Source organism: Hansschlegelia sp. (genome assembly GCF_035538955.1).
Classification (GTDB): Bacteria; Pseudomonadota; Alphaproteobacteria; order Rhizobiales; family Methylopilaceae; genus Methylopila.
Map to the genome: position 1 here is coordinate 65,769 of NZ_DATLJK010000001.1, position 22,680 is coordinate 88,448.

At 63.6% G+C, this 22,680-nt stretch carries 24 protein-coding genes and 1 pseudogene; 9 read left to right on the plus strand and 16 right to left on the minus strand.

Features of this window, described 5'->3' with window-relative positions; all coding sequences use genetic code 11:
• Positions 1-95 precede the first annotated feature (95 nt).
• From VM780_RS00300 to VM780_RS00315, 4 genes are read right to left on the minus strand one after another with little or no spacing between them, the layout of a single operon-like run.
• Positions 96-809, minus strand: a complete 714-nt coding sequence (locus VM780_RS00300) for an ABC transporter ATP-binding protein (protein WP_325443912.1) — start codon at positions 807-809, stop codon at positions 96-98.
• Entirely contained in the window at positions 802-1,617 is an 816-nt protein-coding gene (locus VM780_RS00305) for an ABC transporter ATP-binding protein (protein WP_325443914.1), read from the minus strand. Before VM780_RS00305 ends, VM780_RS00300 begins: the two co-directional genes overlap by 8 nt.
• Entirely contained in the window at positions 1,614-2,651 is a 1,038-nt protein-coding gene (locus VM780_RS00310; RefSeq protein ID WP_325443916.1) for a branched-chain amino acid ABC transporter permease, read from the minus strand. Before VM780_RS00310 ends, VM780_RS00305 begins: the two co-directional genes overlap by 4 nt.
• Entirely contained in the window at positions 2,648-3,520 is an 873-nt protein-coding gene (locus VM780_RS00315; RefSeq protein ID WP_325443918.1) for a branched-chain amino acid ABC transporter permease, read from the minus strand. The genes VM780_RS00310 and VM780_RS00315 overlap by 4 nt, the downstream gene beginning before the upstream one ends.
• Before the next feature lie 404 nt (positions 3,521-3,924).
• Between VM780_RS00315 and VM780_RS00320 the strand changes: the two genes are divergently transcribed.
• Positions 3,925-5,085, plus strand: coding sequence for an ABC transporter substrate-binding protein (locus VM780_RS00320; RefSeq protein WP_325443920.1), 1,161 nt, complete (start codon positions 3,925-3,927; stop codon positions 5,083-5,085).
• Between the two features lie 33 nt (positions 5,086-5,118).
• On the opposite strand, the gene VM780_RS00325 is transcribed toward VM780_RS00320, so the two are convergent.
• The gene (locus VM780_RS00325) at positions 5,119-5,616 is read right to left on the minus strand and encodes an Lrp/AsnC family transcriptional regulator (RefSeq protein ID WP_325443922.1); all 498 of its coding nucleotides are present in this window, start codon (positions 5,614-5,616) and stop codon (positions 5,119-5,121) included.
• A 106-nt stretch (positions 5,617-5,722) separates the two neighbouring features.
• On the opposite strand from VM780_RS00325, the gene VM780_RS00330 reads away from it, so the two are divergent.
• On the plus strand, positions 5,723-6,916 hold the full coding sequence (locus VM780_RS00330) for a diaminopropionate ammonia-lyase (RefSeq protein ID WP_325443924.1): 1,194 nt from the start codon (positions 5,723-5,725) through the stop codon (positions 6,914-6,916).
• A 7-nt stretch (positions 6,917-6,923) separates the two neighbouring features.
• Here VM780_RS00330 and VM780_RS00335 read toward each other — a convergent pair whose 3' ends face one another.
• From VM780_RS00335 to VM780_RS00370, 8 genes are all read right to left on the minus strand, one after another.
• Entirely contained in the window at positions 6,924-7,688 is a 765-nt protein-coding gene (locus VM780_RS00335) for a GntR family transcriptional regulator (RefSeq protein ID WP_325443926.1), read from the minus strand.
• Between the two features lie 208 nt (positions 7,689-7,896).
• The gene (locus VM780_RS00340) at positions 7,897-8,478 is read right to left on the minus strand and encodes a UbiX family flavin prenyltransferase (RefSeq protein WP_325443928.1); all 582 of its coding nucleotides are present in this window, start codon (positions 8,476-8,478) and stop codon (positions 7,897-7,899) included.
• Positions 8,475-9,059, minus strand: coding sequence for a TIGR02444 family protein (locus VM780_RS00345; RefSeq protein ID WP_325443930.1), 585 nt, complete (start codon positions 9,057-9,059; stop codon positions 8,475-8,477). Before VM780_RS00345 ends, VM780_RS00340 begins: the two co-directional genes overlap by 4 nt.
• Positions 9,011-9,796 (minus strand): ABC transporter permease, encoded by a 786-nt coding sequence (locus tag VM780_RS00350; protein ID WP_325443932.1) that lies wholly within the window; start codon positions 9,794-9,796, stop codon positions 9,011-9,013. Before VM780_RS00350 ends, VM780_RS00345 begins: the two co-directional genes overlap by 49 nt.
• Positions 9,793-10,578 (minus strand): ABC transporter ATP-binding protein, encoded by a 786-nt coding sequence (locus tag VM780_RS00355; RefSeq protein ID WP_325443934.1) that lies wholly within the window; start codon positions 10,576-10,578, stop codon positions 9,793-9,795. The genes VM780_RS00350 and VM780_RS00355 overlap by 4 nt, the downstream gene beginning before the upstream one ends.
• Before the next feature lie 97 nt (positions 10,579-10,675).
• Entirely contained in the window at positions 10,676-11,692 is a 1,017-nt protein-coding gene (locus VM780_RS00360) for an ABC transporter substrate-binding protein (protein WP_325443936.1), read from the minus strand.
• Positions 11,693-11,775: 83 nt separating this feature from the next.
• Entirely contained in the window at positions 11,776-13,179 is a 1,404-nt protein-coding gene (locus tag VM780_RS00365) for a UbiD family decarboxylase (RefSeq protein ID WP_325443938.1), read from the minus strand.
• A gap of 58 nt (positions 13,180-13,237) precedes the next feature.
• Positions 13,238-13,540, minus strand: a complete 303-nt coding sequence (locus VM780_RS00370; protein ID WP_325443940.1) for a hypothetical protein — start codon at positions 13,538-13,540, stop codon at positions 13,238-13,240.
• Positions 13,541-13,690: 150 nt separating this feature from the next.
• On the opposite strand from VM780_RS00370, the gene VM780_RS00375 reads away from it, so the two are divergent.
• The 5 genes from VM780_RS00375 to terL all read left to right on the plus strand — a co-directional run bounded on the left by VM780_RS00375 (position 13,691) and on the right by terL (position 19,022).
• Entirely contained in the window at positions 13,691-14,167 is a 477-nt protein-coding gene (locus VM780_RS00375) for a MarR family winged helix-turn-helix transcriptional regulator (protein WP_325443942.1), read from the plus strand.
• A gap of 335 nt (positions 14,168-14,502) precedes the next feature.
• Positions 14,503-15,066, plus strand: a complete 564-nt coding sequence (locus VM780_RS00380; RefSeq protein ID WP_325443945.1) for a hypothetical protein — start codon at positions 14,503-14,505, stop codon at positions 15,064-15,066.
• Positions 15,067-15,614: 548 nt separating this feature from the next.
• Positions 15,615-17,087 carry a DNA methyltransferase gene (locus tag VM780_RS00385; RefSeq protein ID WP_325443947.1) on the plus strand — a complete coding sequence of 491 codons (1,473 nt, stop codon included), beginning with the start codon at positions 15,615-15,617 and terminating at the stop codon, positions 17,085-17,087.
• A 5-nt stretch (positions 17,088-17,092) separates the two neighbouring features.
• A complete protein-coding gene (locus VM780_RS00390; protein WP_325443949.1) occupies positions 17,093-17,563 on the plus strand; it encodes a DUF5681 domain-containing protein in 471 nt (156 codons plus the stop codon).
• Positions 17,564-17,624: 61 nt separating this feature from the next.
• Positions 17,625-19,022 carry a phage terminase large subunit gene (gene terL, locus VM780_RS00395; protein ID WP_325443951.1) on the plus strand — a complete coding sequence of 466 codons (1,398 nt, stop codon included), beginning with the start codon at positions 17,625-17,627 and terminating at the stop codon, positions 19,020-19,022.
• Positions 19,023-19,095: 73 nt separating this feature from the next.
• Here terL and VM780_RS00400 read toward each other — a convergent pair whose 3' ends face one another.
• Positions 19,096-19,791 (minus strand): hypothetical protein, encoded by a 696-nt coding sequence (locus tag VM780_RS00400; protein ID WP_325443953.1) that lies wholly within the window; start codon positions 19,789-19,791, stop codon positions 19,096-19,098.
• Between the two features lie 306 nt (positions 19,792-20,097).
• Between VM780_RS00400 and VM780_RS00405 the strand changes: the two genes are divergently transcribed.
• Both VM780_RS00405 and VM780_RS00410 read left to right on the plus strand, forming a co-directional pair.
• Positions 20,098-20,328, plus strand: a complete 231-nt coding sequence (locus tag VM780_RS00405) for a helix-turn-helix transcriptional regulator (protein ID WP_325443955.1) — start codon at positions 20,098-20,100, stop codon at positions 20,326-20,328.
• A 469-nt stretch (positions 20,329-20,797) separates the two neighbouring features.
• Positions 20,798-21,403: pseudogene (locus tag VM780_RS00410) on the plus strand (response regulator); the annotation flags it as partial.
• Between the two features lie 484 nt (positions 21,404-21,887).
• Here VM780_RS00410 and VM780_RS00415 read toward each other — a convergent pair.
• Positions 21,888-22,184: a DUF892 family protein gene (locus tag VM780_RS00415; protein WP_325443957.1), complete on the minus strand. Its 297-nt coding sequence runs from the start codon at positions 22,182-22,184 to the stop codon at positions 21,888-21,890.
• A gap of 120 nt (positions 22,185-22,304) precedes the next feature.
• Positions 22,305-22,680 (minus strand): manganese catalase family protein (locus VM780_RS00420; protein WP_325443959.1); only part of this gene is annotated, 376 nt, incomplete at its 5' end.

The following is a 22,680-nucleotide window of genomic DNA, read 5'->3' on the forward strand; positions in this document are numbered from 1 at the left end:
GCCAAGACGACCCTCATCCGACCCACGCCTTTGGGGTCGGAAACCTTCTCCCGCAAGGGGAGGAGGGGAGAACGGAAGGAGCGGCTTCTCCTGCGTCAGGCGTGCAGGCCCGCGCCGAGGTAGGCTTCGCGAATGTGCGGGTCGTTGATCAGCGCCGCGCCCGTGCCGTCTTTGGCCATCTGGCCGGCTTCGAGCAAGTAGGCGTAGTCGCACATCTCGAGCGCTGCAAAAGCGTTCTGCTCGACCATCAGCACGGTCGCGCCTCCCTCCCGCACTCCCTTGATGATCTCGAAGGTCTGCTCAACGATGTTGGGCGCAAGACCGAGGGACGGCTCGTCGAACATCACGAGCTTCGGCCGGGACATCAGCGCCCGCCCGATCGCGAGCATCTGCTGCTCGCCGCCAGATAAAGTCCCGGCTATCTGTTTCCGTCGCTCCTTCAGCCGCGGGAACATGCCGAAGATGCGCTCCATGTCGGATTCGGTGTCCTTGTCGCGCCGCAGATAGGAGCCGAGCTCGAGGTTCTCGGTGACAGTCATCTGCCCGAAGACGCGCCGCCCTTCCGGACAGTGCGCTACGCCAAGGCCGAGGATCTTGCTTGCGGGGAGGCGGGTGATGTCCTGGCCGTCGAACCTGATGCTGCCGGACGCCGCCCGCGCGAGGCCGGAGATCGCTCTCAAGGTCGTGCTCTTGCCGGCGCCATTCGCGCCAACCAGCACCACCAGGGACTTGGCCGGGACCCTGAACGAAACACCTTTCACGGCTGCGACCTTGCCGTAGCGGCAGATGAGATTGTCGACCTCAAGCATGCCGGATCCCTTTGCCCAGATAGGCCTCGATCACGTTCGGATCGTTCTGGATCTGGGACGGCGTGCCGTCCGCGATGATCCGGCCGTAGTTCAAAACGACGATGCGATCCGAGATCCGCATGACCATCGGCATGTCGTGCTCGACGAGCAGGATGGTCATGTCCCGTTTTCTGAGCTTGTTGAGGAGCTCGATGAAGCGGTTCGTCTCTGAGGCGTTCATGCCCGAGACTGGTTCGTCCAGCAGCAGCGCGACCGGGTCTGCCGCAAGCGCCAGGGCGACCCCGAGCAGGCGCTGGTCGCCATAGGGCAGGCCCGAGGCGCGCTCGTCGGCCTGCCGCTCGATCCCGACTGTTTTCAGGATCTCCCAGGCCTGGTCGCGGAGCTCGCGCTCCGCCCGCCGCTCGGCCGGCATCCGCAGAAGCGAGCCGAGAAGGGTCGGGCTCGTGCGGCGATGCAGCCCGATCATGACGTTCTCGAACACGGTGCACTTGTCGAACAGGCTTGTGCGCTGGAAGGTGCGCGCGAGGCCGAGCAGCGTGATCTGGTGTGGCTTCAGCCCGTTCAGCGTCTTGCCGCGGAAGGTCACCTCGCCCTTTGTGGGCTTCAGGAAGCCCGAGACGACGTTGAACGCCGTGGTCTTGCCGGCGCCGTTCGGCCCGATGAGACTGAGGAGCTCGCCGGGTTTGACATGAAAATTCATGTCCTTGATCGCGACGAGGCCGCCGAAGTGGACCGCGACGCCCCGAATGTCGAGCAGCGGCGCCTGGGCTGCGGGAGCGGGCGTCGCGACGTTCGCCTGCGCGCTCATGCCCGCGCCTCCGTGCCGATCGTCGGTTGCTTGGGCGCGCTCGGCGCTTCCGCGTCGGAGCGGCCGAACCAGCGCTCGATCGCCGGCACGATCCCTTCGGGCAACACGTAGACGATCAGGATCATCAGGACGCCGTAGAGGATCCACTGGACCTCGGGGCCGACATAGGCGCGCAGCACCACCGGCGCGAGGCCGAAGATCAGGCCGCCCACCAGCGGGCCCGCGAGCGTGCCCTTGCCGCCCGCGATCACCATGATGACCATCGTCACGGTGTTGAGGAACATGAAGATCTGCGGGTCGATGATCTGGATGTAGTGGGCGTAAAGGCCGCCCGCCGCGCCCGCGATCGCGCCGGAGATCACCGTGGCGAGCGTCAGATAGCGGGTGACGCTGATGCCGGCCGAGACCGCAAGATTCTCGTTCTCGCGCAGCGCGATCATGGCGCGTCCGAACGGCGACTCGATAAGGCGCCGGATCAGGATGTAGGCGACCACGATGAAGGCGAGAACGACGTAGTAGTTCGGGATTTTGGTCCAGAGCGTCGTGTAGCCAAGGCCGGGCAGGCCGATCGTGAGCGGAGGGATGCCGGGAAGCGCGAGCGGGCCGTTGGTAAGCTCGACCCAGTTCAGCGCCACGAGACGCACAACCTCGGCGAAACTGATGGTGACGATGACGAAGTACGCGCCGCGCACCCGGAACGCGAGCTTGCCGATCAGGAAGCCGCACAGCCCGGCGAACACGATGCCGAGCGCTAGGCCGACGACCGCCGGCCAGGGCTCATGCGTTATCTGGACGCCGAAGATCTCGACGCTGAAGCCGAGCGAGGTCAGCGCGCTGACATAGGCCCCGATGCCGAAGAACGCGACATGGCCGAGGCTGAGCTGACCGGTGTAGCCGAGCAGCAGGTTGAGGCTCATCGCCGCCAGCGTGAAGATGCCGGCGCTGATCAGCGCGTTGAGGTAGTACTGGTCCTTCAGAAACAGCGGAACGAGGGCGAACGCTAAGACGGCCGCGTAAGGGAGGAGCCTTCTCATCCAATACGCTCCGCGCGGGAGAAAATGCCGGTCGGCCGCATGATCAGAACGGCGATGATGATCAGGAAGCCCATGGCGTCGCGGTAGCCGGACGAAACGTAGCCGGCGCCGAACTCTTCGGCGAAGGCGAGCATAAAGCCGCCGATCGCCGCGCCCGTGATGTTGCCGAGGCCGCCGAGGATCACGATCGCGAAGGCCTTCAGCGAGGCGATGTCGCCCATATTGGGCGCGACCACGAAGACCGGTCCGAGCAGCGCGCCGGCCGCCGCCGCAAGCCCGGAGCCGAGCGCGAAGGTCGAGGTGTAGATGGCGTTGACGTTGATCCCCATCAGGGCCGCCGTGTCGCGATCCTGGAAGGTCGCCCGCATCGCTTTGCCGAGTCGGGTACGGTTGATCATGTAATAGGTGGCGGCGATCAGCGCGACCGCGACGCCGAGCACCACGACGCGCAGCCACGAGATTGACACCGGCCCGAGCTCGAGCGGCTGGTTGGGAAGCGGGGAGGGGACCGACTTCGCGACCGAGCCCCAGGTCAGGATCTCGACGTTCTGCATCACGATCCACGCGCCGATCATGATCAGCATCGTGGTGTCGATGTCAGCGTTGCGCTTGCCTCGGAGCAGCGTAAGCTCGATCGTCGCGCCGAGCGCCATGCCGGCCACGATCGCGAACAGGATCGCGACGTAGAAGTTCACGCCGAGCATCACAGAGAAGAAGAACATCATGTACGCCCCGAAGGTGTACAGCTCTCCGTGCGTGAAGTTCACGATCCGCATGATGCCGAAAATCAGCGTCAGGCCGATCCCCAGGAGGGCGTAGGTGCCTCCCATGATCGTCGCGTTCGCGACGTGTTGAAGGACTAGGTCCATCCTATCGCTCATCTCCCTCACCGGGCGCTTCCGGCCCTCGGCAGTCTTGTTCTTAACCGCGGGCGTCGATCGCGGCCGATCTCTTCATGCAGCGCCGTCTTCGATGCGGCGTTGAGCGTGCGAGATGCGGCCGACCTTACGCTCAGATGGTCCTAACATCCTAGTGTTAGGTACAATCCTGCATCGCTCCGTCCCGCCCGACAAGCGCCGCTCCGCTGAAATCGAATGCGCGAACTGCTTAGAGAACGATCAGCGCCGCCCAAAAATGGCCTGTTGCCCTATCATACTAATGATAGCATCATCTGGTCGTTGCACGGCAGGCCTCTGACCCGCCGGCGCGTTGACGTCGAAAGGGCCGGTCACGCCGCGCGCGTCGTTCGGCCGCAACTCTCCGGAGGACTCGCATGGCCGCACGTTCGCTCGCCTACGGGCTGCTTGTATCCCTGACCGCACTCATGACGGCCGGCGGCGCCAACGCCCAGGACGCCATCAAGATCGGCGTCAACCAACCCCTCACCGGCCCGTTCGCCGCGTCCGGCAACTACATCGTGGATGGCGCGAAGATCGCGGCTCAGGAGATCAACGACGCCGGCGGCGTGTTGGGCAAGAAGATCCAGCTCGTCATCGAGGACAACAAGAGCAACCCGACCGAGGCCGCGGCCGTCGCCGAGAAGCTGATCCAACGCGATAAGACCCCGGTGCTTCTCGGCGCCTGGGGTTCCAGCCTTACCTTGGCGGTGATGCCAAAGTTGCAGCAGAACGAAGTCCCAATGTTGGTCGAGACTTCGTCGTCGTCCAAGATCACCAAACAGGGGAACCCCTGGATCTTCCGCATCTCGCCGCCTTCCTGGGTCGAGGCGAAGCTGTTCGAAAAGCTGCTGCCAGAGCTGAAGATCAAGAAGGTCGACTTCCTGGTCATCAACAATGACTGGGGCCGCGGCACCATGGAGGATTTCTCCAAGATGTTCACGGCGCACGGTGTCGGGGTCGGCCTCAAGGAGATCATGGACCAGGCGTCGCAGGACCTCAGCGCGCAGCTCGCCAAGATCAAGGCGAGCGACTCCGACACGATCATCGTGACCTCGGCGGTCGAGCAGCTGACGCTCGTGCTGAAGCAGGCCGCCTCGCTCGGCCTGAAGAAGCGGATCATCACCACTGGCGGCTCGCAGAACCCCGATCAGCTGATCGACCAGGCGGGTTCGGCCGCCGACGGCACCATGCACATGGTGTTCTTCGCGCCATGGGATCCGTCCCGCACCCCGCATCCGGAAAAGAGCCAGGCCTTCATCGACGCCTGGGCGAAGTCTGGCCACAACAAGGCCGGCCTCACCGAGAGCTACCGCGGCTATGACGGGATCTACGTGATCAAGGCCGCGATCGAGAAAGCCGGCAAGGCCGAGCCGACCGCGATCCGAGACGCCTTCTGGGAGGTCGCCGTGCCGACCATCAACGGCGACGTGAAGTTCCAAAAGGACGGGCCGGAGGGTCGCGAAAGCGGCCAGTACATGGCGAACGGCACGCTGATCCAGATCGAGGGCGGAAAGGTCGTCTATCCGTTCAAGTAAGGGCTCTGCGCCCGAGCTCGAAAGCCCCGCGTCTCACGCGGGGCTTTTTTCGTTCCCGATCGGGCGGACGGGCGTGCCGAGCCCGACCTTGACCTTGTTCATCACCACCAGCGACCGAAACCGCGTCACGTTGGGATCGCCGTGGAAGAGCTCTCGCGTCAGCGCGTCGTAGTGGTCCATCGAGGCGACGTTCACGACCAGCACGAAGTCGGCCTCGCCGGTCACGTAGTAGCACTGCTGCACGTCGGGATGGTCACGGAAGCGGCGGCGCGTGCCGTCGAGCAGGCGGAGCTTTTCGCTCTCGACCCGGACCTCGACCACGATCGCGATGGGCCGCCCGACCTTTGCCGGATCGACCACCGCGACGTTGGACGTGATGAAATTTTCATCCTCCAGCCGCCGGATCCGCCGGTGGACCGACGCCGCGGACAGGTTCACCCGCTCGCCGATCTCGCGATGGCTGAGAGCTCCGTCTTCCTGGACCACCTCGAGGATGGCGAGATCGAATTGGTCCGGCTGAAACGATCCCACGGCGATGACTCCAAGTTCGAGAAAATCTCTCGGAGAGTCCGCTGCTAGCAGAACGAATTCAAGTTCGTTCCGAGATAATATCGCTCCTGATCAACACGGGGCCGACATGCTGCTGCTCAATCACCATCCCGATCATCTGAAGCCGCTCGACCCCCGCGATGCTGAAACGCTGGGGCTCGCGGCGGCCGATGAGGTCGAACGCTTTCTGGCCGAGCGTCACAATCATCGCGAGACGCCGCTTCATCGCCTCGAGGGGTTGGCGGCCTCGCTCGGCGTCAAGTCGATCCACGTCAAGGACGAGTCGTTCCGACTGGGGCTGAACAGCTTCAAGGCGCTGGGCGGGTCCTATGCGGTGATCCGGCTCGTGCTCGAGGAGGCCTCGAAGGCGCTCGGCCGCGCGGTCGACGTCAAGGAGCTGCAGAGCGCCGACGTCCGGCGCGTGGCAGGCGCCATGACCGTTGGCTGCGCGACTGACGGCAATCACGGCCGTTCGGTCGCCATGGGCGCCCGGATGGTCGGGGCGCGCGCGATGATCTTCGTGCATTCGGGGGTGAGCGACGAGCGCGTCGAGGCGATCCGGCAATGCGGCGCCGAGATCATCCAGGTCGAGGGCTCCTACGACGACTCGGTGGCCGAGGCCGAGCGCGTCTGCGCCGAAAAGGGCTGGATCGTGGTGTCCGACACCTCCTGGCCGGGCTACGAGCGCATCCCCGCTTTGGTCATGCAAGGCTATCTCGCGCTGCTGGCGGAATCCGCCCGCGACTGGCCGGAACAGCCCACCCACGTCTTCGTCCAGGCCGGCGTCGGCGGGCTTGCGGCCGCGGTCGCGGGTCATTTCGCCGTCCGCTTCGGCGCCGACCGCCCGCGCTTCGCCGTTGTGGAGCCTGACCGCGCCGCCTGCCTATTCGAAAGCGCCAAGGCCGGCGAGCCGCTGAAGATCGAGCCCGGCGAGCCGACCATCATGGCGATGCTCGAATGCTACGAGCCGTCGCTGGTCGCCTGGCGCGTGCTGTCGCGCGCGGCCGACGCGTTCATGACCATCAGCGAGGAGGACGCCGCTGAGACGATGCGGATCCTGGCCGCGCCCAAGGCGGGCGATCCCGCGATCGTGGCTGGCGAAAGCGGCGCGGCGGCGCTGGCCGGCCTGAGGGCGGCGCTCCAGGATCCGGAGGTTCAGCGTTCGCTGGGGCTCGACGCGTCGTCCCGGATCTTCGTCATCAACACCGAGGGCGCGACCGATCAGGCGCGTTACGCGGCGATCGTGGGCCGTCGCCCGGACGAGGTGCTGGCCGCGGCGTGACAACGGCTCAAGCCGTCGCCTTCTCCTGCTCGGCTCGACCGCCGAGCAGGTCCTTCTTCATCCGGAACGAGTCCTTGTGATAGTGGATGTCCGCGATGTAGATCGCGATTCCGGCGTCGTTCACGAGAACAAGACGGCAGTCCGAGATCGGCTCGCCGAGCCCGATCTTCAGAAGTTTTGCGGTCTCGTACTCAGCGATCCCGATCATCACCGTCTGATAGGCGTGGACGATCTTGATCTTCTCGTGCTCCATCAGGAACGGCAGCGCCGGGCGGTGCTTAAACCCGTCGCTGTCGAGCGCGAAAACCTCCTGGTCAAGCCAGAGGTTGACGACCGAGAACGGCTCGCCGTCTTTGTACTGGACGCTCTGAAGGAACGCGTACTGCGGTGCGTATTCACCTTCGCCTGACGCGAGGATCGGCGGCGCAACGTTTTCTTTCACCCGGACGCGCTTCAGCACGTTGTTCTTCAGCGACGCGACCAGCGATGAGATGTCGTCCGAAACGTTGAACCAGCTGGTGTCCTTCGGCTTCCCCGACACGAAGGTGCCGCGGCCCTGCTGGGCGTCCAGCAGCCCTTCGGCCTGCAGCATCTCGATCGCCTGCCGCACCGTCACGCGGGCGACCGAAAACTCCTGCTCAAGCTTTTCGAGAGTCGGGATCTTGGCTCCCTGCTCCCACCGTCCGGACGAAATCCGCTGCCGCATCACAAGCGCGACCTGTAGATACAGCGGGGCCCGACTGCGCTCATAGATCTGGGCATATTTGCTCATGATACTATGTTATTGCAGTTGGTATGAATGTGCCAGTCCGCGTGGGGCGGTGCTCGGGAAGATGGGAAGGCTCTGCTAGGGTTTAATCCCAAGGGCAATCTAGTGCCGCTGAGCGGCAACCCGACACATGCTTCTGCCAAATCCCACAGGCACGCTTCGCACCAGAGCTACGAGCGCAGGCTGGCAAGCGGACGCTGAGGCGACCTGTTCAGACCGAGCTTATCGAGGTTCGGCCGTTCCAGCGCCGGATGGACTGCACGGAAACGCCGAAAAGGTCGAGCGCTCGGGCGATCGTCTGGTTGACGATGTCGTCGACCGTTTCGGGCCGGTGATAGAAGGCCGGTACCGGCGGCATCACGATCGCGCCGTTGCGAGTCGCCTGGGCCATCAGCTCGATATGCCCGAGGTGGAATGGGGTCTCGCGTAGCAGAAGCACAAGCCGCCGACGCTCTTTCAGGCAGACATCCGCGGCGCGCACCACCAACTCATCATTGTAGCAATGCGCGATGCCGCTGAGGCTCTTGATGGAGCACGGCGCGACCAGCATGCCTTCCGTCACGTAGGACCCGGACGAGATCGATGCGCCGATGTCCTTTGGGTTGTGGACGTGGTCCGCCAGCCCGCGCACCTCGTCGACGCTAAGGTCGAGCTCGGCATTGACAGTCCGGATGCCGGCCTGCGTCAGGATGAGATGGGTCTCGAGGCCCTCTACGTCCCGCAGCATCTCCAGCGCGCGCACACCGTAGATCGCGCCTGAAGCGCCCGTGATCGCGACAATGAGCCGTCTCATGCGCTTGATCCGATGTCCGTATTCGATCCGATTGCCGCGGCTATCGCGGCGACATGCGCCTCCGCGCCTCCCGGGTCGCGCGCTAGCGCGGTGACAATCGTTCGAATGTTTGCGAGCGCGAGCTCCGAACTCGGCGCCGCTGCCTCGCCGACCTCCGCGCCAAGGCGATCGAGTGCGTCAAGCTCGATGAGTTCCGCCTCGAGCTCGACCGCCTTTACCTTCGCGCGCAAGGCGTCCCCGCCAGCGAGGCCGGACGCCATGGACTTCATGTCGCGCCGGACGGAGCGAAGCGGCCCCACGACCCGCTCACGCCAGGCCGCCACGGCCTCGTCCGCGGTCCGAGCGTCGCTCGCCCCCAAGGCGCGGCCGAGAGCCGCTCCGGTCCAGGCCGCGAACAGCACGACGTTTACGTCGAGGCCGTGGACGTCCTGCAGGGCGAGGCAGGCGGCCTGCACGACCTTTCGGTCGTAGAGAGCCACCGCGAAGGTCCGCAGTGGGGAGGCGCCGGGCGCCGGACTGGTTTCGGACGGCCTCAAGCGCCGCGGACCGAACCGGCGGGGTTCGGGGCGCGCACCGACCACGAGGTCATGCGGCGCTCGAAGAAGTCGAACACGGCGTACATGCCGATGCCCATCACGCCCACAACGACCAGCGCCGCGAATACGAGCGGCATGTTGAAGTTCGAGCTCGCGACCAGCATCACGTTGCCGATGCCGCTGTTGCCGCCGATGATCTCGGCGATCACGGAGCCGACGAACGACAGCGTGATGGCGATCTTCAGCGACGCGAACACGTAAGGCAGCGAGCGGGGGATGCCAATCTTCATCACCATGTCGCGCCGCGAGCCGCCGAGTGAGCGCATCAGGTCGTCGAGCTCTGGCTCGATCGTCGAAAAGGCCAGGGCGACGTTCGCGACCACCGGGAAGAAAGACAGCATGAACGCAGTCAGAATTGCCGGCACGGTTCCAAGGCCGAACCAAACCACGAGGATCGGCACCAACGCCGCCTTCGGCACGCTGTTGAAGGCGACGATGATCGGATAAAGCGCGCAATAAACAAGGCGCGACGAGCCGACCAGAATGCCGAGCGCCATTCCGAACACGACGGCTATGAGGAAGCCCGCGACAGTCGTGCCCAACGTAAAGAGGCCGTTCGTCGCCAGCGGCCGCCAGTACTGGAACAGCGCCACGATCGTCTCGATGGGCGTCGGCATGACGTAGTGCTGGACATTGAACAAGACGATGACGGCCCACCACAGCGCGACAAGGAGGGCCGCTGTGATCCAGGGCGCGATGCGTTCATAGGCGGTCGGGCTCATAGGTTTTTACCGTCGCTGATAGCCTGGCGAAGCTGATGGACGAGTTCGACGAACTGCGGGTCGAAGGTGGTGGCGAGCGTGCGCGGCCGGTCGATATCGACGGAGCTTTGCTTGATGAGGCGCCCGGGGCGAGCCGACATCACGTGCACGGTCTGAGCGAGATAAACAGCTTCGCGCAATTCGTGCGTCACAAGAATCACGGTGCACTGGCGGAACTGCCAGAGATCCTGTAGGGCGGCCCAGAGATCCTCTCGCGTGAAAGTGTCGAGGGCGGCGAACGGTTCGTCGAGCAGCAGGATCGAGGGTTCGTGTATTAGGGCGCGGCAGAGTTGGGCGCGCTGCTGCATCCCTCCTGAAAGCTCCCACGGCATCTTGTCGGCGAAGCCGGTCAGGCCCACCCGCGCGAGCAGCGCGTCGACGCGCGCGACGTTCTTGTCACGATCCTGCTTCAGCGTGCGGCGGTGCGGCTCTACGATCTCGAGCGGCAGCATGATGTTGTCGCGGATGCTCCTCCACGGCAGCAACGTCGGGTTCTGGAACGCCATTCCGACGATCTTGAGCGGGGCAGTGACCTCCGCACCGCCGACCCGAACGCGGCCGGCCGTTGGACGCACGAGGCCCGCGATGAGCTTCAGCAACGTTGACTTCCCGCAGCCGCTCGGACCGACCAGAGCGACGAACTCGCCGTGGCCGATCGTGAGGTTCGCTCCGGAGACCGCGAGGGTGCCGCGGGCGGCGCCCCCATAGGCGAGGTCGACGTTCTCGATCTCGATGAAGCTCATGCCGAGGGCCTTGGTGAGCGCGTCAATTGGCGGGCGGAACGTGGAAATCTCCGGACCCGAGGTGCGAGTCCGGGACAGCGCCCGGCAAGCGGCGCCGTTAGCGAACCAGCCGGTCCTGCTGCGAGGGCAGGAAGGAAGGATTGTAGATCTCCTCGACACCCGGCGCGCGCGGTAGGTTGTAAGCCTTGGCGATCACGTCGATGTCTTTACGCAGCCGGTCCATGTCGACCACGCCGTACCCGTCCTTGAGGACGTTCTCGGTCGCAATGCAGCACTTGAGGGCTAAGTTGAGCCGCTCCCGCTCAACATCGGCGTTGAGCAGCGGCTGATAGGCGAGCGCCGCCTTCACGCCTTCCTCCGGGTCGCGCACCATGTCGCGAACCCCCTTCACCGTAGCCCGCAGGAAGCCGCGCACCGCATCGGGGTTCTCCTTGAGGAACTTGCGCGATACGGCGATGGAGTTGCCGTAGAGCGCTAGGCCGTGCTCGTTGTACATGAAGTAGCTGATCTCATCCTCCTTCACGCCCTTCGACTTGAGCATGATGTAGGAATTGAAGAACTGTCCCGGAATCGCGTCGACGTCGCGTCGGGTCAGCAGCACTTCGCGCAGGTTCGGCTCGATGTACTGCACCTGCACTGAGTTCGGGTCCAGGCCGTTGAGCTGGGCGAAGGCCGGGAACAGCTTGAAGGTCGAGTCGTGGGCGGCGGAGCCAAGCTTTTTGCCTGCGAGTTGCTTCGGCTCGGTGATGCCGCTCGATTTCAGCGTGAAGATCGCCGCCGGCGCCTGCTCGTAGCCGCTCATCACGACCGGAAAGCCCTGATCGGGGTTCTTGGCCACGAACTCCATCAGGATGTTGATGTCCGGATAGCCCATGTCATAGAGGCCGGAGGCGAGCTGCCGGACGACTTCGCCGGATCCCTTGCCAGGGTCGATCTGGACGTCGAGTCCTTCCGCTTTGTAGTAGCCCTTCTGCTGCGCGATCATGAAGGGCGCATGCACCGAGCCTGGTATCCAGTCGAGGGCGAACTTGATCTTCGTCTCGGCGGCGACGGCCTGAACGCCCAGCAGCAACGTTCCAATTGCGAGCCCAGATTTAACGATACGCCCGATCATCGCATTCTCCTTCTTGCCTTTGATCAGCGAAAATGACGTCGATGGGATGCTTCCTGGGCCTCGAGACGCGCCGCCTTCGCGGCTCAGATCCGGACGCCGGCTCGTTCGAGGATCTGTCGCGCTTTCTCCCGCTCCTCGTCGGAGATCACGAGGCGTTCCGCGAAGTCGCGGCCGGTGGGGCGAGTCGCGTCGATGCCCATTTTCGTCAACGTGAAGTTCTCGGGGTCTGAGCTCGGGTCGAGGATCGCGCCTTTGCAGCCCGGAACGAAGAAAATGTCCTTCTCTGCGCGCACACGCGTCGCGATAGCCCAGAACACGTCGTTCATGTCAAAGATGTCGACATCCTCGTCCACGACGATGACGTATTTCGTGTAAAGCTCGGTGCTGAGCGCTGCCATCGCGGCCATCTGCGCCTCGCCTTCGGCGATCTTCTTCAGCGAGATCACGGCCATGAAAGCGCCGCATGTCGAATGCGGCACATGGACGGCCTGGACGTTCGGGATGTTGCGCCTCAGCGCGTTCAGGATCTCGCCCTCCCGCGTGATGCAGGAGATCAGGATATGGTCCTTGGCCATGCCGGCCGTGACGCTGTGGAACATGGCGTCCCGTCGCATCCGCACGCGATGGGCCACGAACACGTTCTGCGTACTGCGATAGGAAGCATAGCCGGTGAACTCGCCGAACGGACCTTCCGGCTCGTGCACGTTAGCGAGGATTTCGCCCTCGATGATGATCTCCGCGCCGGCCGGCACTTCGAGATCCTGAACCCCGCAGCGGGCTAGTCGGTAAGGCTCGCCGAAGAGGCCGCCGATGATCTCGAACTTCCGCACGTGCGGCGGATACGCGTAGGTCATCGAGCCCATGTAATGGAGCGGATGCACCCCGAGGGTGATCGCGACCGGAAGCGATTGACCCATGTCTTCGGCGCGACGGTGAAATTCGTGCATCCGACGGCGCGAATGGAGCGAGACGCCGAGTCGGTTCTTGCCCTTCAGCATCAGTCGGTGGAAGCCGGTCGTGTCTACGCCGGTCTTGGGATCGCGCGCCGTGATCTGACCGGCCGTGATGTACGGAGCCGCATCGACCGTGAACTGGTGCGGGATCGGCAGCCTCGTCAGGTCCACGTCGTCGCCTTCGAGAACGATGTCGTTCCAGGGCGCGTCGTCGACCGTCTCGCAGGGCGTGTAGCGCTGACTGCGGTCGCGGAAGACGGTCGGAAGATCCTGCTCGGCGACATCCAGACAGGCCGCGAGCAATTTGCGGCTCGCCGCGACGTTCGTGACGCAGGGCATGCCCTTGCCGCCGATGTCGTCGAACATGACGACGGGGCTGCGGCCTGCGCGCTCGAGCTCGAACACGATGGAGGTCGACTGATAGAGCGTCTCGATCCGATCGGGAAGCCGCAAGAATTCTTCGGGAAAGCGCTCCTGAACCATGTTTAGGAAGCCGCGGAGGCTTTGCCGGTCGGCATTCTCGAAATACGTCACTTTGACTCCATCTCGAACCGAATTCCGAATAAGAGGCAAAAAAGAACCTCGTGACTTTTCAATATTCGCCCTTTGACAGCATCCGAAGGCGTTTCGCGACGGAGCGCCCGTCGTCGACGCTCACGAATACATGAGCGATGCTCACATCTACAGACCGAACATTCAGGTCGTCAGCATGCTGATGATATGAATGTTCGGAAAGGCGAGGCGTCAGCTTCGCCCGTTCACGATCATCAGCATGATGATGATCTTTGAAATCGTCAATCTCGATTGTTGGGCGCCGCCTGCTGAAATCGTTCGCAAGCGCTCGGATGCGAACGGGCACAGCGCCGCCGCCGTGGCCGAGAGCGAGCGTCGACACTGGAGAAAGCTCTTGAAATCAGGCCGCTAGCTCCTGCGGGCAAGATAACTGTGCGATGGCGAAATCGAGGATTTTGATCTTTAGTCGATCACGGAGTCGGAACGGCTCTCACAACATCGGCGATCACTCTCGGAACGGTCGGAGCGCGCGTTGAACGAGCAAGCCAAGTCGAAGGCGAAGGGGCTGTTCGAGCGCCCGGGCTTCATGATCCGGCGCCTCCACCAGATCTACGTGTCGATCTACCTTCAGGAATGCGAAGGCTTCGGCACCACGCCGGTGCAGTCCAGCGTTCTACAGGTGCTCCTGGTCAGGCCCGGCGCCGACCAGGTGTCGCTCGCTGCCGACATCGGAATCGATCGCACGACAACATCAAACGTGCTCTCGCGGCTCGAAGCGCGAGGATTGGTGCGGCGCGAGGCGACCGAGAAGGACCGGCGCATCCGTCGGAGCTATCTCACCGAAGCCGGCCAGACGTTGATCATCGAAATGCAGGACGCTCTCGAACGCGCCCATCGCCGGCTCATTGCACCGCTTCCCGAAGATGAGCGTCGGCTCTTCATAACTCAGCTGCACCGGTTGGTCGAAGCGAACAACGACGTCGGCCGCGCACTGCTCCGCTATCTTTAGCCTTTCTCGGTGGAAGGGATGTTCGCGGGCCGGATGGCGAAGATCAACATCGTCGGAGAGACAATCGCGGCCCCCAGGGGCGTTCGGCGGCGATCGAGCATTTCGCAGGGCGACGGCAACCACATCTTCTATGTGGGACGCCGCGCCTCGACTGGCGACGTGACGCTCGTGACCATCACGGGTCGATCTGAAGGGGGTCAAGTCCGAGGTCGAACAGAACACCTCGGCGGTCGTCGGCGCGCGCTGCATGAGCGTCCTGCCCAAGAACGAACGGGGGCGGGCTGTCCAGCGTCACCAACAAGAAGGGGATCCACTATCGCTGTTATATTTCCTGCATGGTGGCGCAGGGAAGGGGAGCCGACGCGGGATCGGTCAAGCGCATCTCGGCGCCGGCGATCGACAGCGCCGTGATCGCGGCGCTTCGCGCGAGATCAGCGTCGGACGCTGATGACCGCACGGTGGTCGACGAACATCTGAGCCGAGCCGTCCTCTCCGGGGACGTCATCGGATTGCAGCTTACCGCCGGCGATGTGATTCGAATCGCCTCACCCAAACGATCGGGTGGGCGAGGCATCATGGGTCTGACCGACGCAACTGCTCTCCCGATGAAGGCGGAGGCGCGGGCGGTCCTGCTGAGATGCATCGGTCTGGGAAGGCAATGCGTCGCGGAGCTCGAGCGCGGGCGATCCGTCGATCTGGATCAACTCGCCGCAAAACATGGCTGCAGCCGGCGGCACGTCGAGCGGATGATCGACTACGCCCTTCTCGCGCCGGACCTCGTGAAGGCCGTCGCTGACGGTCGTCTGCCGCGCGGCGTTACGGCAAAGAGGCTCGCTGACGCGCCGATGCTGTGGTCCGCACAGTGGCGGATGATCGGGCCCGAGCAGCCCGGAGCCTGAGGCTCCCAAGCTTATTCATCGAAGAGGTACACCGCCTAGCGCTCTCAGCGCGTGCGCGCGTTGGCGCATCACGCACGTCGTACGACATTGCACTGTCTCGCCGGAGACAGGCGACGCTTGTCGCGCGTGAGGCGGCATGTGCTCGCCCAAAGAGACGCGATGGTGCGGGAAAGTGGCGCTAAGTTGCGGACAGGGCGCGAGCTAACTCGTCGCGCCGAAAGTCCGGGTTCTCAAAAAGTGTTTGGTGGTGGAGGCAGTCCGCAGCGAACCGGTCTCACCCAGACCGCTTTCACTGCTCTGAGGGAAATCAGCAGAGAAATTCTCCGCGGAGACGTTCTTGGCATTACCATTGACGAACAACTTAGCCTAGCGCGAGGTGCCGAGTGTTCGCCAAGTCTAGCTCTTGACGATCGCGCGAATCTCCGCCATTAGTTGCTGATCATTCCAGCAGACCCGATTTTGGGCATTTGGATCAGCTTTGCAAGAGCGCCGGGCAAGCACTGAGGCTTGTGGGTGTGCGGCTGACCTGTGTCTCGGGAACTGCTCCTATGAACTTCTCTCCAACGACTAAGACCATCGATCGCCCGATAGCCGCGGGCGATCTCTCAGCGCAGTCAAACGACCTGTACGCCAACCTTAACCTGACGATCGAGCAGGTGCCGATCGGCGAGATTAAAGGCTACGCACGCAGTGCGCGGACGCACTCGCCGGCACAGATCGAGCAGATCAAAAACTCGATCCGCGCCTTCGGCTTCGTGATCCCGATCACGCTCGAAGATGACGGCACGCTGATCGCAGGTCACGGCCGTGTGGCGGCGGCCAAACTGCTCGGCCGCAAGACCGTGCCGGCGGTCCGCGTGAGCCACCTCGACGATGCGCAGAAGCGCGCTCTGCGCTTGGCGGACAATAAGACAGCCGAGAACGCGGGCTGGGACAAAAAGCTCCTGGCGATCGAGTTCGCCGAGCTGATCTCGATCGAGCTCAAGACGGACATCTCGTTCGACCTGACTGTGACTGGCTTCGCTTCCCCGGAGATCGACCGCCTCATTGAGACGGACGACGCCGAGAGCGAGCAGAAGGACGAGGATGAGGACGTTCCGGAGGCGCCCGAGCAGCCGGTCGCCCGTCACGGCGACGTATTTGAGCTCGGCGACCACCGCATCATCTGCGGCGACTCTACCGATCCCGCGACCTACGCCGCGCTGCTCGACGATGAGAGGGCGGTGATGAGCGTCAGCGACGCGCCGTATAACGTCTCGATCAAGAACCATGTCGGCAGCAGCCGTCACGGTGAGTTCGTGATGGGCGTCGGCGAGATGACCGTCGACGCCTTTACGGCGTTTCTCGCGCGCTTCCTCTCGCAGTGCTCGGCCTTCTGCCGTCCCGGCTCGATCCACATGGCATTCATGGACTGGCGCCACATGGGCGAGTTGCTGGCGGCAGGCTCCGCGTCCAAGCTCGAGCTCAAGAACCTCTGCGTCTGGGACAAGGGTTCGGGCGGGATGGGCTCGCTCTATCGCAGCCAGCACGAGCTGGTGTTCGTGTTCAAGGAGCCGAGCGCTCCGCACGCAAACAACGTTCAGCTCGGCAAGTTCGGCCGCAACCGCACCAACGTCTGGTCCTATCCGGGCGCGGCGAGCCTGCGCAAAGAACTCGAGCTGCACCCGACGCCGAAGCCGGTGGCGTTGATCGCCGATGCGATTCGCGACGTCTCTAACCGCAACGACATCGTGCTCGACGCCTTCTCAGGGTCAGGCACCACGATCATCGCCGCGGCCAAGACCGGCCGCCGTGCGCGGGTGATTGATCTCGACCCGGCTTACGTCGACGTCGCGATCCGCCGCTGGGAGGCGTGGTCGGGCGGCGTCGCCCGCCACGTCGGGACGGGCGCGACGTTCGCCGAGCTCGCAGCTATGCGCGGCGCAGAGAGCGGTGAACGGGCGCCGGAGCCCGACATCGATCCGCAAGCGCGCGCCATCCGCGTGCGCCGCCGTGTTCCCGCCGCCCTCGCTGCGGAGTGACGGACATGACGAAGCCGAAGAAGCCCAGCCGCGGCGATGGTTACGAGGTCGGCTACCGCAAGCCCCCGAAAGCGAGTCAGTTCAAGAAGGGCCAGAGCGGCAACCCAGGCGGCCGCAAAAAGGGAAGCTTGAACCTCAAGACTGTGTACAGCGAGGTCTATGGCGAGATCATAGAGCTCAGCCTGAATGGCGAGAAGCGGAGAGTGACGGGTCTGGCGGCCTTGGTCATCCGGGAGTTTCAGCTCGGCTTGTCTGGCGACGGCCGCGTGATCGGTCAGGTCATGAACCGGTTTGAGCGCTTCCAGGCGACAGAGCCGTCGGAAGGTCTCGAGGAGACCAGCGAAGATGACCGCGCCATCATCGACCGGGCTATCCGGCGGCGCGGGCTGGCTTCCGCGGATAGTGCGGACGAGTCGCCGGACGGCGGTTCGGAGGAGGGCGATCCCGACATAGACGACGGCGACGCCGATGTGTGACGCCCGTCTGCTCCGCGCGCTCCTCCGGCACGATCTCGCAGCCTTCGTGGAGAAGACGTTCGTGACGCTCGAACAGGGCGTCGTGTACCAGGACAACTGGCACATCCAGCATCTGTGCTGGAAGCTCGAGAGGGTGGCGCGCGGAGACGTGCGCCGCCTCATCATCAACGTGCCGCCGCGGTCGATGAAATCGATCACGGTGTCGGTCGCGTTCTCGGCCTGGCTGATGGGGCGCGATCCGACGAAGAAGATCATGGCCATCTCCTATGCCGAGGACCTCGCGAGGAAGCTCTCGGTCGACACCAGGAGCGTCATGGCGACTGACTGGTATCGAGCGACGTTCCCTGAGTTCGCCTTCTCGGGGCGGCCTCGCAATCTGGAGCTCGGCACGACGCTCGGCGGCTACCGGTTCGCCGCCGGCATGAACGGGTCGATCCTCGGCCGCGGCGCCGATCTGATCCTAATCGACGATCCGATCAAAGCGACCAACGCCCTGTCCGAGGCAGAGCGCCGGAGGGTCAACGAGGCCTTCGACAACACGATCCGCACGCGGCTCAACGACAAGGTCCGGGGCGCCATCGTGATCATCATGCAGCGGCTCCACGAGGACGATCTTGTGGGGCATGTGCTCGACAAGGACGATTGGGAGGTGGTCTCCGTACCGGCGATCGCGACCGAAGATCAGCTCTACCAGCTGAGCGATAACCCGACCGACATCCACGTTCGCCGCGCCGGCGACGTGCTCCACCCGTCACGTGAGCCGAGAGACACCCTCGAGCAGATCCGCCGTGCTCAGGGCAGCCTCACTTTCTCCAGCCAATATCAGCAGCAGCCTCTGCCGCTCGAAGGCAACATCGTGAAGCGCGAGTGGTTGCGCTTCTACGATGAAGCGCCAGAGGAGTTTGACCTAGTTATATCTAGCTGGGACACAGCCTCGACGCTGTCCGAGACCGCCGACTGGTCCGTTGGAACCGTCTGGGGTGCAAAGGGTCTCGACTTCTATCTGCTCGACTGCCTTCGTGTCCGAAGCGAGGTTCCGGATCTCCGCCGTCAGATCGTCGGGCTCGCTGAGCGCTGGGACGTCGATCAGACGATTGTGGAAGAGGGAGATATGGGGCGAGCGATCGTTCAGGATCTTCGGCGCACCGGACACCGCAACGTCGTCCTGCAGCCGGTGAGGATCGACAAACAAGCGCGGTTCCTGGCTCAGTCTGCTCGCTTCGAGTCCGGGCAGGTGCACGTCCCGGGCTGGGCGTCTTGGTATGCTGACTGGCTGAAAGAGCTCCTGGGGTTCCCGAACGGCAAGCACGATGACCAGGTAGACTCTACCAGTCAGGCGCTCGCATATCTGACCCGCCGCACCAAAACGCGTAATCCGACGAAGAAGCCCGACGGCCGGCGGCAGCGCCCCAACCCGGAACGGCCGCAGGGGCAGAGTTTTCGTTCACCGAGGTTATAGGGTCGGTAGCCGTCACGTTCCTCCATGGTCCCCGCGACCCTGCGCCGGGACTACGGTCTGAACGACCGCTTCCTCAGCGGAGCTGACCTGCTTCCGCCCTGACGTCTACGGGCCGGTCTCGTCGAATATCGAAGTCGCACTCGTAGATCATGTTCTGCCAGGCCCCGAAGCCATTCTGGAATTTGATGGCTCCCCCGTAGTAGGTAACAATACCGGTTTGGCTTCCCCAGCGGTAATATGGGAACTTCTGCTCTACCCAACCATCTGTCCACTCAGACTGATACTTTGCGAGTCGCTCGACGGCCATCGAGCAATAAGCGTTCGCAATCGCGCTTTTCTCGCGGCCAATACAATCGAGATCCTTGTCGCAATTCTGCTCCTTCCAAGCCGAGAGCTTCATCTCGGCTGCTTTACGCTCCGCCGCCGCCGCTTTCTCGATCGCAGCCGTTCGCTCTTCCTCTTTGTGGCGCTTCGCGGCTTCTGCGACTAGCTCTGCTTTGCGGACGCGCCAGGCGGCTGGATCGTCGATGCCCTCAGACTGGGCCTTCTGGCGGTCCGCTGAGTTTTGGAAACCTAGTGCGACAGCCTCCTCGTCCAATTGGCGCATCTGGACGATCGTCACAGCCGCCAGACAGAGCACAAATGCGCCGCCAGAGAGTTTAAGCCATTTCCGAGCCGATGCTCTTTGCGAGCGGAATATCAGTCTGACGAGACTGACTACGAAAATGACCTGAAAGATCATGCTGACCGCGATGATCGCCTGAAGCATGGGATCGCCTAGATTAGTAGGAATGTTGATGGAGATTGGTCGCCGTTACGCGCGGCGCGTGAGTGGTCTGAGGCCATGAGCCGTCTCGTGGCCGCCAACCGAAGAAGAGGTTGAGAGGGCGACTTTGCGTCCGCCCGGTTGCCAAGGCTTCAGCCTTCGACTTCTAAACCCGCACTCGCACAACGCATCCAACGCTTTCCGCATGAGACTCATGGTCGTCATAGTGCTCGGAGGAACGGCCTTGTCGAGCAAAATGAGACTCATAGTCTGTAGATCCATAGGCAACATCACCCTGACCGTCCGTTCATGGACGTGCGTCGCCGGGTCGGCCTTAATGTGAAGCGTTACCGGCGGGAGAAGGGCTGGTCTCAGGAGGCGCTCGCCTTCGAGGCGAAGCTCCACCGGACCTATGTCTCGGGCGTCGAGCGCGGCGTGCGCAATCCCACGGTGACGGTGCTCGAGGGGATCGCAGTCGCGCTCGGAGTGCCGAGCTCCAAATTGCTCCACGAGCTCGAAGAGTCACGATCGACCGAGTAAGGCTGCGGCCGCTTCTCTGATCGGGTTCCCCGCCGCCAGCATCTCGGGCACGGTCGCTCGCCGACCTCTCCATCATGCTGGTTGACCAAGCACCGGTCGTGATCGCGAGTGGACAGAGCGTCTCTGCGGGCGTGGCGAAAATCTGTGCGCAGCGCTCTGGCCGCGTTGACGGTTCTTGTGCGGCCGAGCAAATCCCGTCCCCGCGAAACCGTCAGCGTGAGCGCCCGCCGTCCGTGTCCAGAAGCCTCACCCCCAGAATGTTGGAAAGCTTTTTCGGCCGCCGCCTGGATGCGAAATTGGACGCCGAAGAACGGCGAACGCTGTACGACCATCTCCTGCTTCATATCGAGGTCCGAACGTTCCCGGCCTTGTTGACACGGCGGAACGCGCGCCTGTCACTAAGAAGCGCCGACTTGCTGTAGTGGCAAAGCAAAGCCAGCGCCAAAGAACGAAGGCCAGCCGAGCCCGCTTTGGACCACTTGGAACGACGCCCGCCGGGAAGGGCACCGGGGTGGGCCTTTCCATGATCTATGGCTTTACAAAGCAATCAGGCGACCAAGTCCGGATCTACTCGGAGGTGGGTCACGGCACCACGGTGAAGATTTATCTGCCGCGCCATACGGGCGATCCGGCCGAAGATGAGGTCGGCCCGGACCAGACGCAGCTGCCGCGTGCTGAGGCTGGCGAAACGGTTCTTGTTGTGGACGATGAGCCGACGGTGCGTATGCTGGTGGGATACCCTCGGGGACCTCGGCTATCAGGCGATCGAGGCGGTGGACGCTGCGTCAGGGCTGAAGGTCCTGGAATCCGACGTTAAAATCGACCTGCTGATCACCAATCTCGGTCCGCCTGACGGGATGAACGGAAAGCAGATGGCGGACAAGGCGCGGATGCGTCGGCCGAACCTCAAGATCCTCTTCATAACGGGCTACGCGAAAAACGCCGCTGTTGCGAATGGGCATCTCGAACCGCGATGCACGTCATGAGCAAGCCGTTTCCGATGGACAAGCTCGCTGTCCGAAATCCGGTCGATCATCGAAGAAATCTGAGGAGACCCCGCCGCCACGGCGGTTAATCGGCGCGGTGGTGCTCGCGGCGCTGGCGCCGACGCTGGAACGTCCGATCTGATCAGCGCCTAGCGGCGGCAGGGACCGTTGGGGCGCTTCGTCGTCTTAGCCCGAAAACTCCTCGATCGGGTGCGTCAACATACCGAGGACGCTGGATCGACGTCGTGCGCTGGCTGAGAACACTGGGGTCGCGCTGAGCGCCTTCTCGAGGTCCGTCTTGATCTCCAGCCGCTCTGTGACGCCATCTGCCGAACCGCCGGCGACCCGCCGACCCGACCTCCGCGTAAATCGGCCCCTAATAGGTAGAAGATTGGTTCAATCCGCATTACGTCGGCCCGGTTTTTGTCCCAGAACTGCAAACGCTGCTGCAATGTCCCAGGTCCTGGTCGGGAGCGCGACGATCTCCGTTCGAATGATGATCAACGGAAGGGTCGAGGCTGTTCTGAAGCAGCGGAACGGCGGAGCTGAATGCGCCCGCCTCAGCGATCGTGATCAGCGAGCGATAGCTCCCGCCTCGAAATTCTCGAAGGCGAAGTTCGCAAACGTGTTCTTCAGGATTTCGTCGCTCGCGATGGCGTGGCCGAGGGCGGCCAGATTGCCGCCCAGCGCGGCGTCCTTGAGGGCGGAGTGGCTTTCGTCGAGCGAACCGAGGATCTGCTCGAGCCGCCCAATCTGCTGTTCAGTCTCGCCGCGATGACGGCGCAACTGCTCGGCGACCTCCTCGTAGTTCTTTAGCCGGTCAAGCTGCCGGTCGATGAGCGACAGCGCCTTCGACGGCGTGCGCGTCACGCAACCCGACGACAAAGGTGGAACGGACGACGTCTTGATCGAAACTGGCCATGAGAGCGCTCCGAAAAAAAGGAGCGGGCGCCCGGGCGCCCGCGAATGGGGGAGGAAACGGAAGATGAATTACTCCGCCGCCTTCGCCGGAACCGGAGCAGGCGGCGTGCCGTAGGTGCGTGGATCGACCGGCGCGAGCAGGCCGTCGTCATCCGTCAGCGGCTCGAGCCGCACGGCAGTGATCTCGCCGCGACCGTCGGCCGAAACGCCGCTGGCCCACCGGCCGGTGGTGCTGACGCCGCCTTCCGATCCAGCGACGTAGAGATAGGAGACGTCGGTTTTCTCGAGCTCCTGCGGAAAGGCTGAGGGCACGGGCGTGCTCTCGAGGCCGTCTTCCTCAAGCTCGCGGATCGCCGCCAGCCACTGGTTCTGGTGCATGGTGTCGCGCGCGAGCAGGAAGGAGAGCATGCGCCGCACGCCGTCGTCCTGCGTCATGTTGTAGAGC

Bases quoted from the DNA above. Each gene is read 5' to 3' on its own strand.
- VM780_RS00300 (WP_325443912.1), bottom strand. From the start codon at position 809: ATGCTTGAGGTCGACAATCTCATCTGCCGCTACGGCAAGGTCGCAGCC.
- VM780_RS00305 (WP_325443914.1), bottom strand. From the start codon at position 1,617: ATGAGCGCGCAGGCGAACGTCGCGACGCCCGCTCCCGCAGCCCAGGCG.
- VM780_RS00310 (WP_325443916.1), bottom strand. From the start codon at position 2,651: ATGAGAAGGCTCCTCCCTTACGCGGCCGTCTTAGCGTTCGCCCTCGTT.
- VM780_RS00315 (WP_325443918.1), bottom strand. From the start codon at position 3,520: ATGGACCTAGTCCTTCAACACGTCGCGAACGCGACGATCATGGGAGGC.
- VM780_RS00320 (WP_325443920.1), top strand. From the start codon at position 3,925: ATGGCCGCACGTTCGCTCGCCTACGGGCTGCTTGTATCCCTGACCGCA.
- VM780_RS00330 (WP_325443924.1), top strand. From the start codon at position 5,723: ATGCTGCTGCTCAATCACCATCCCGATCATCTGAAGCCGCTCGACCCC.
- VM780_RS00335 (WP_325443926.1), bottom strand. From the start codon at position 7,688: ATGAGCAAATATGCCCAGATCTATGAGCGCAGTCGGGCCCCGCTGTAT.
- VM780_RS00340 (WP_325443928.1), bottom strand. From the start codon at position 8,478: ATGAGACGGCTCATTGTCGCGATCACGGGCGCTTCAGGCGCGATCTAC.
- VM780_RS00350 (WP_325443932.1), bottom strand. From the start codon at position 9,796: ATGAGCCCGACCGCCTATGAACGCATCGCGCCCTGGATCACAGCGGCC.
- VM780_RS00355 (WP_325443934.1), bottom strand. From the start codon at position 10,578: ATGAGCTTCATCGAGATCGAGAACGTCGACCTCGCCTATGGGGGCGCC.
- VM780_RS00360 (WP_325443936.1), bottom strand. From the start codon at position 11,692: ATGATCGGGCGTATCGTTAAATCTGGGCTCGCAATTGGAACGTTGCTG.
- VM780_RS00380 (WP_325443945.1), top strand. From the start codon at position 14,503: ATGGTGGCGCAGGGAAGGGGAGCCGACGCGGGATCGGTCAAGCGCATC.
- VM780_RS00385 (WP_325443947.1), top strand. From the start codon at position 15,615: ATGAACTTCTCTCCAACGACTAAGACCATCGATCGCCCGATAGCCGCG.
- VM780_RS00390 (WP_325443949.1), top strand. From the start codon at position 17,093: ATGACGAAGCCGAAGAAGCCCAGCCGCGGCGATGGTTACGAGGTCGGC.
- VM780_RS00400 (WP_325443953.1), bottom strand. From the start codon at position 19,791: ATGCTTCAGGCGATCATCGCGGTCAGCATGATCTTTCAGGTCATTTTC.
- VM780_RS00405 (WP_325443955.1), top strand. From the start codon at position 20,098: ATGGACGTGCGTCGCCGGGTCGGCCTTAATGTGAAGCGTTACCGGCGG.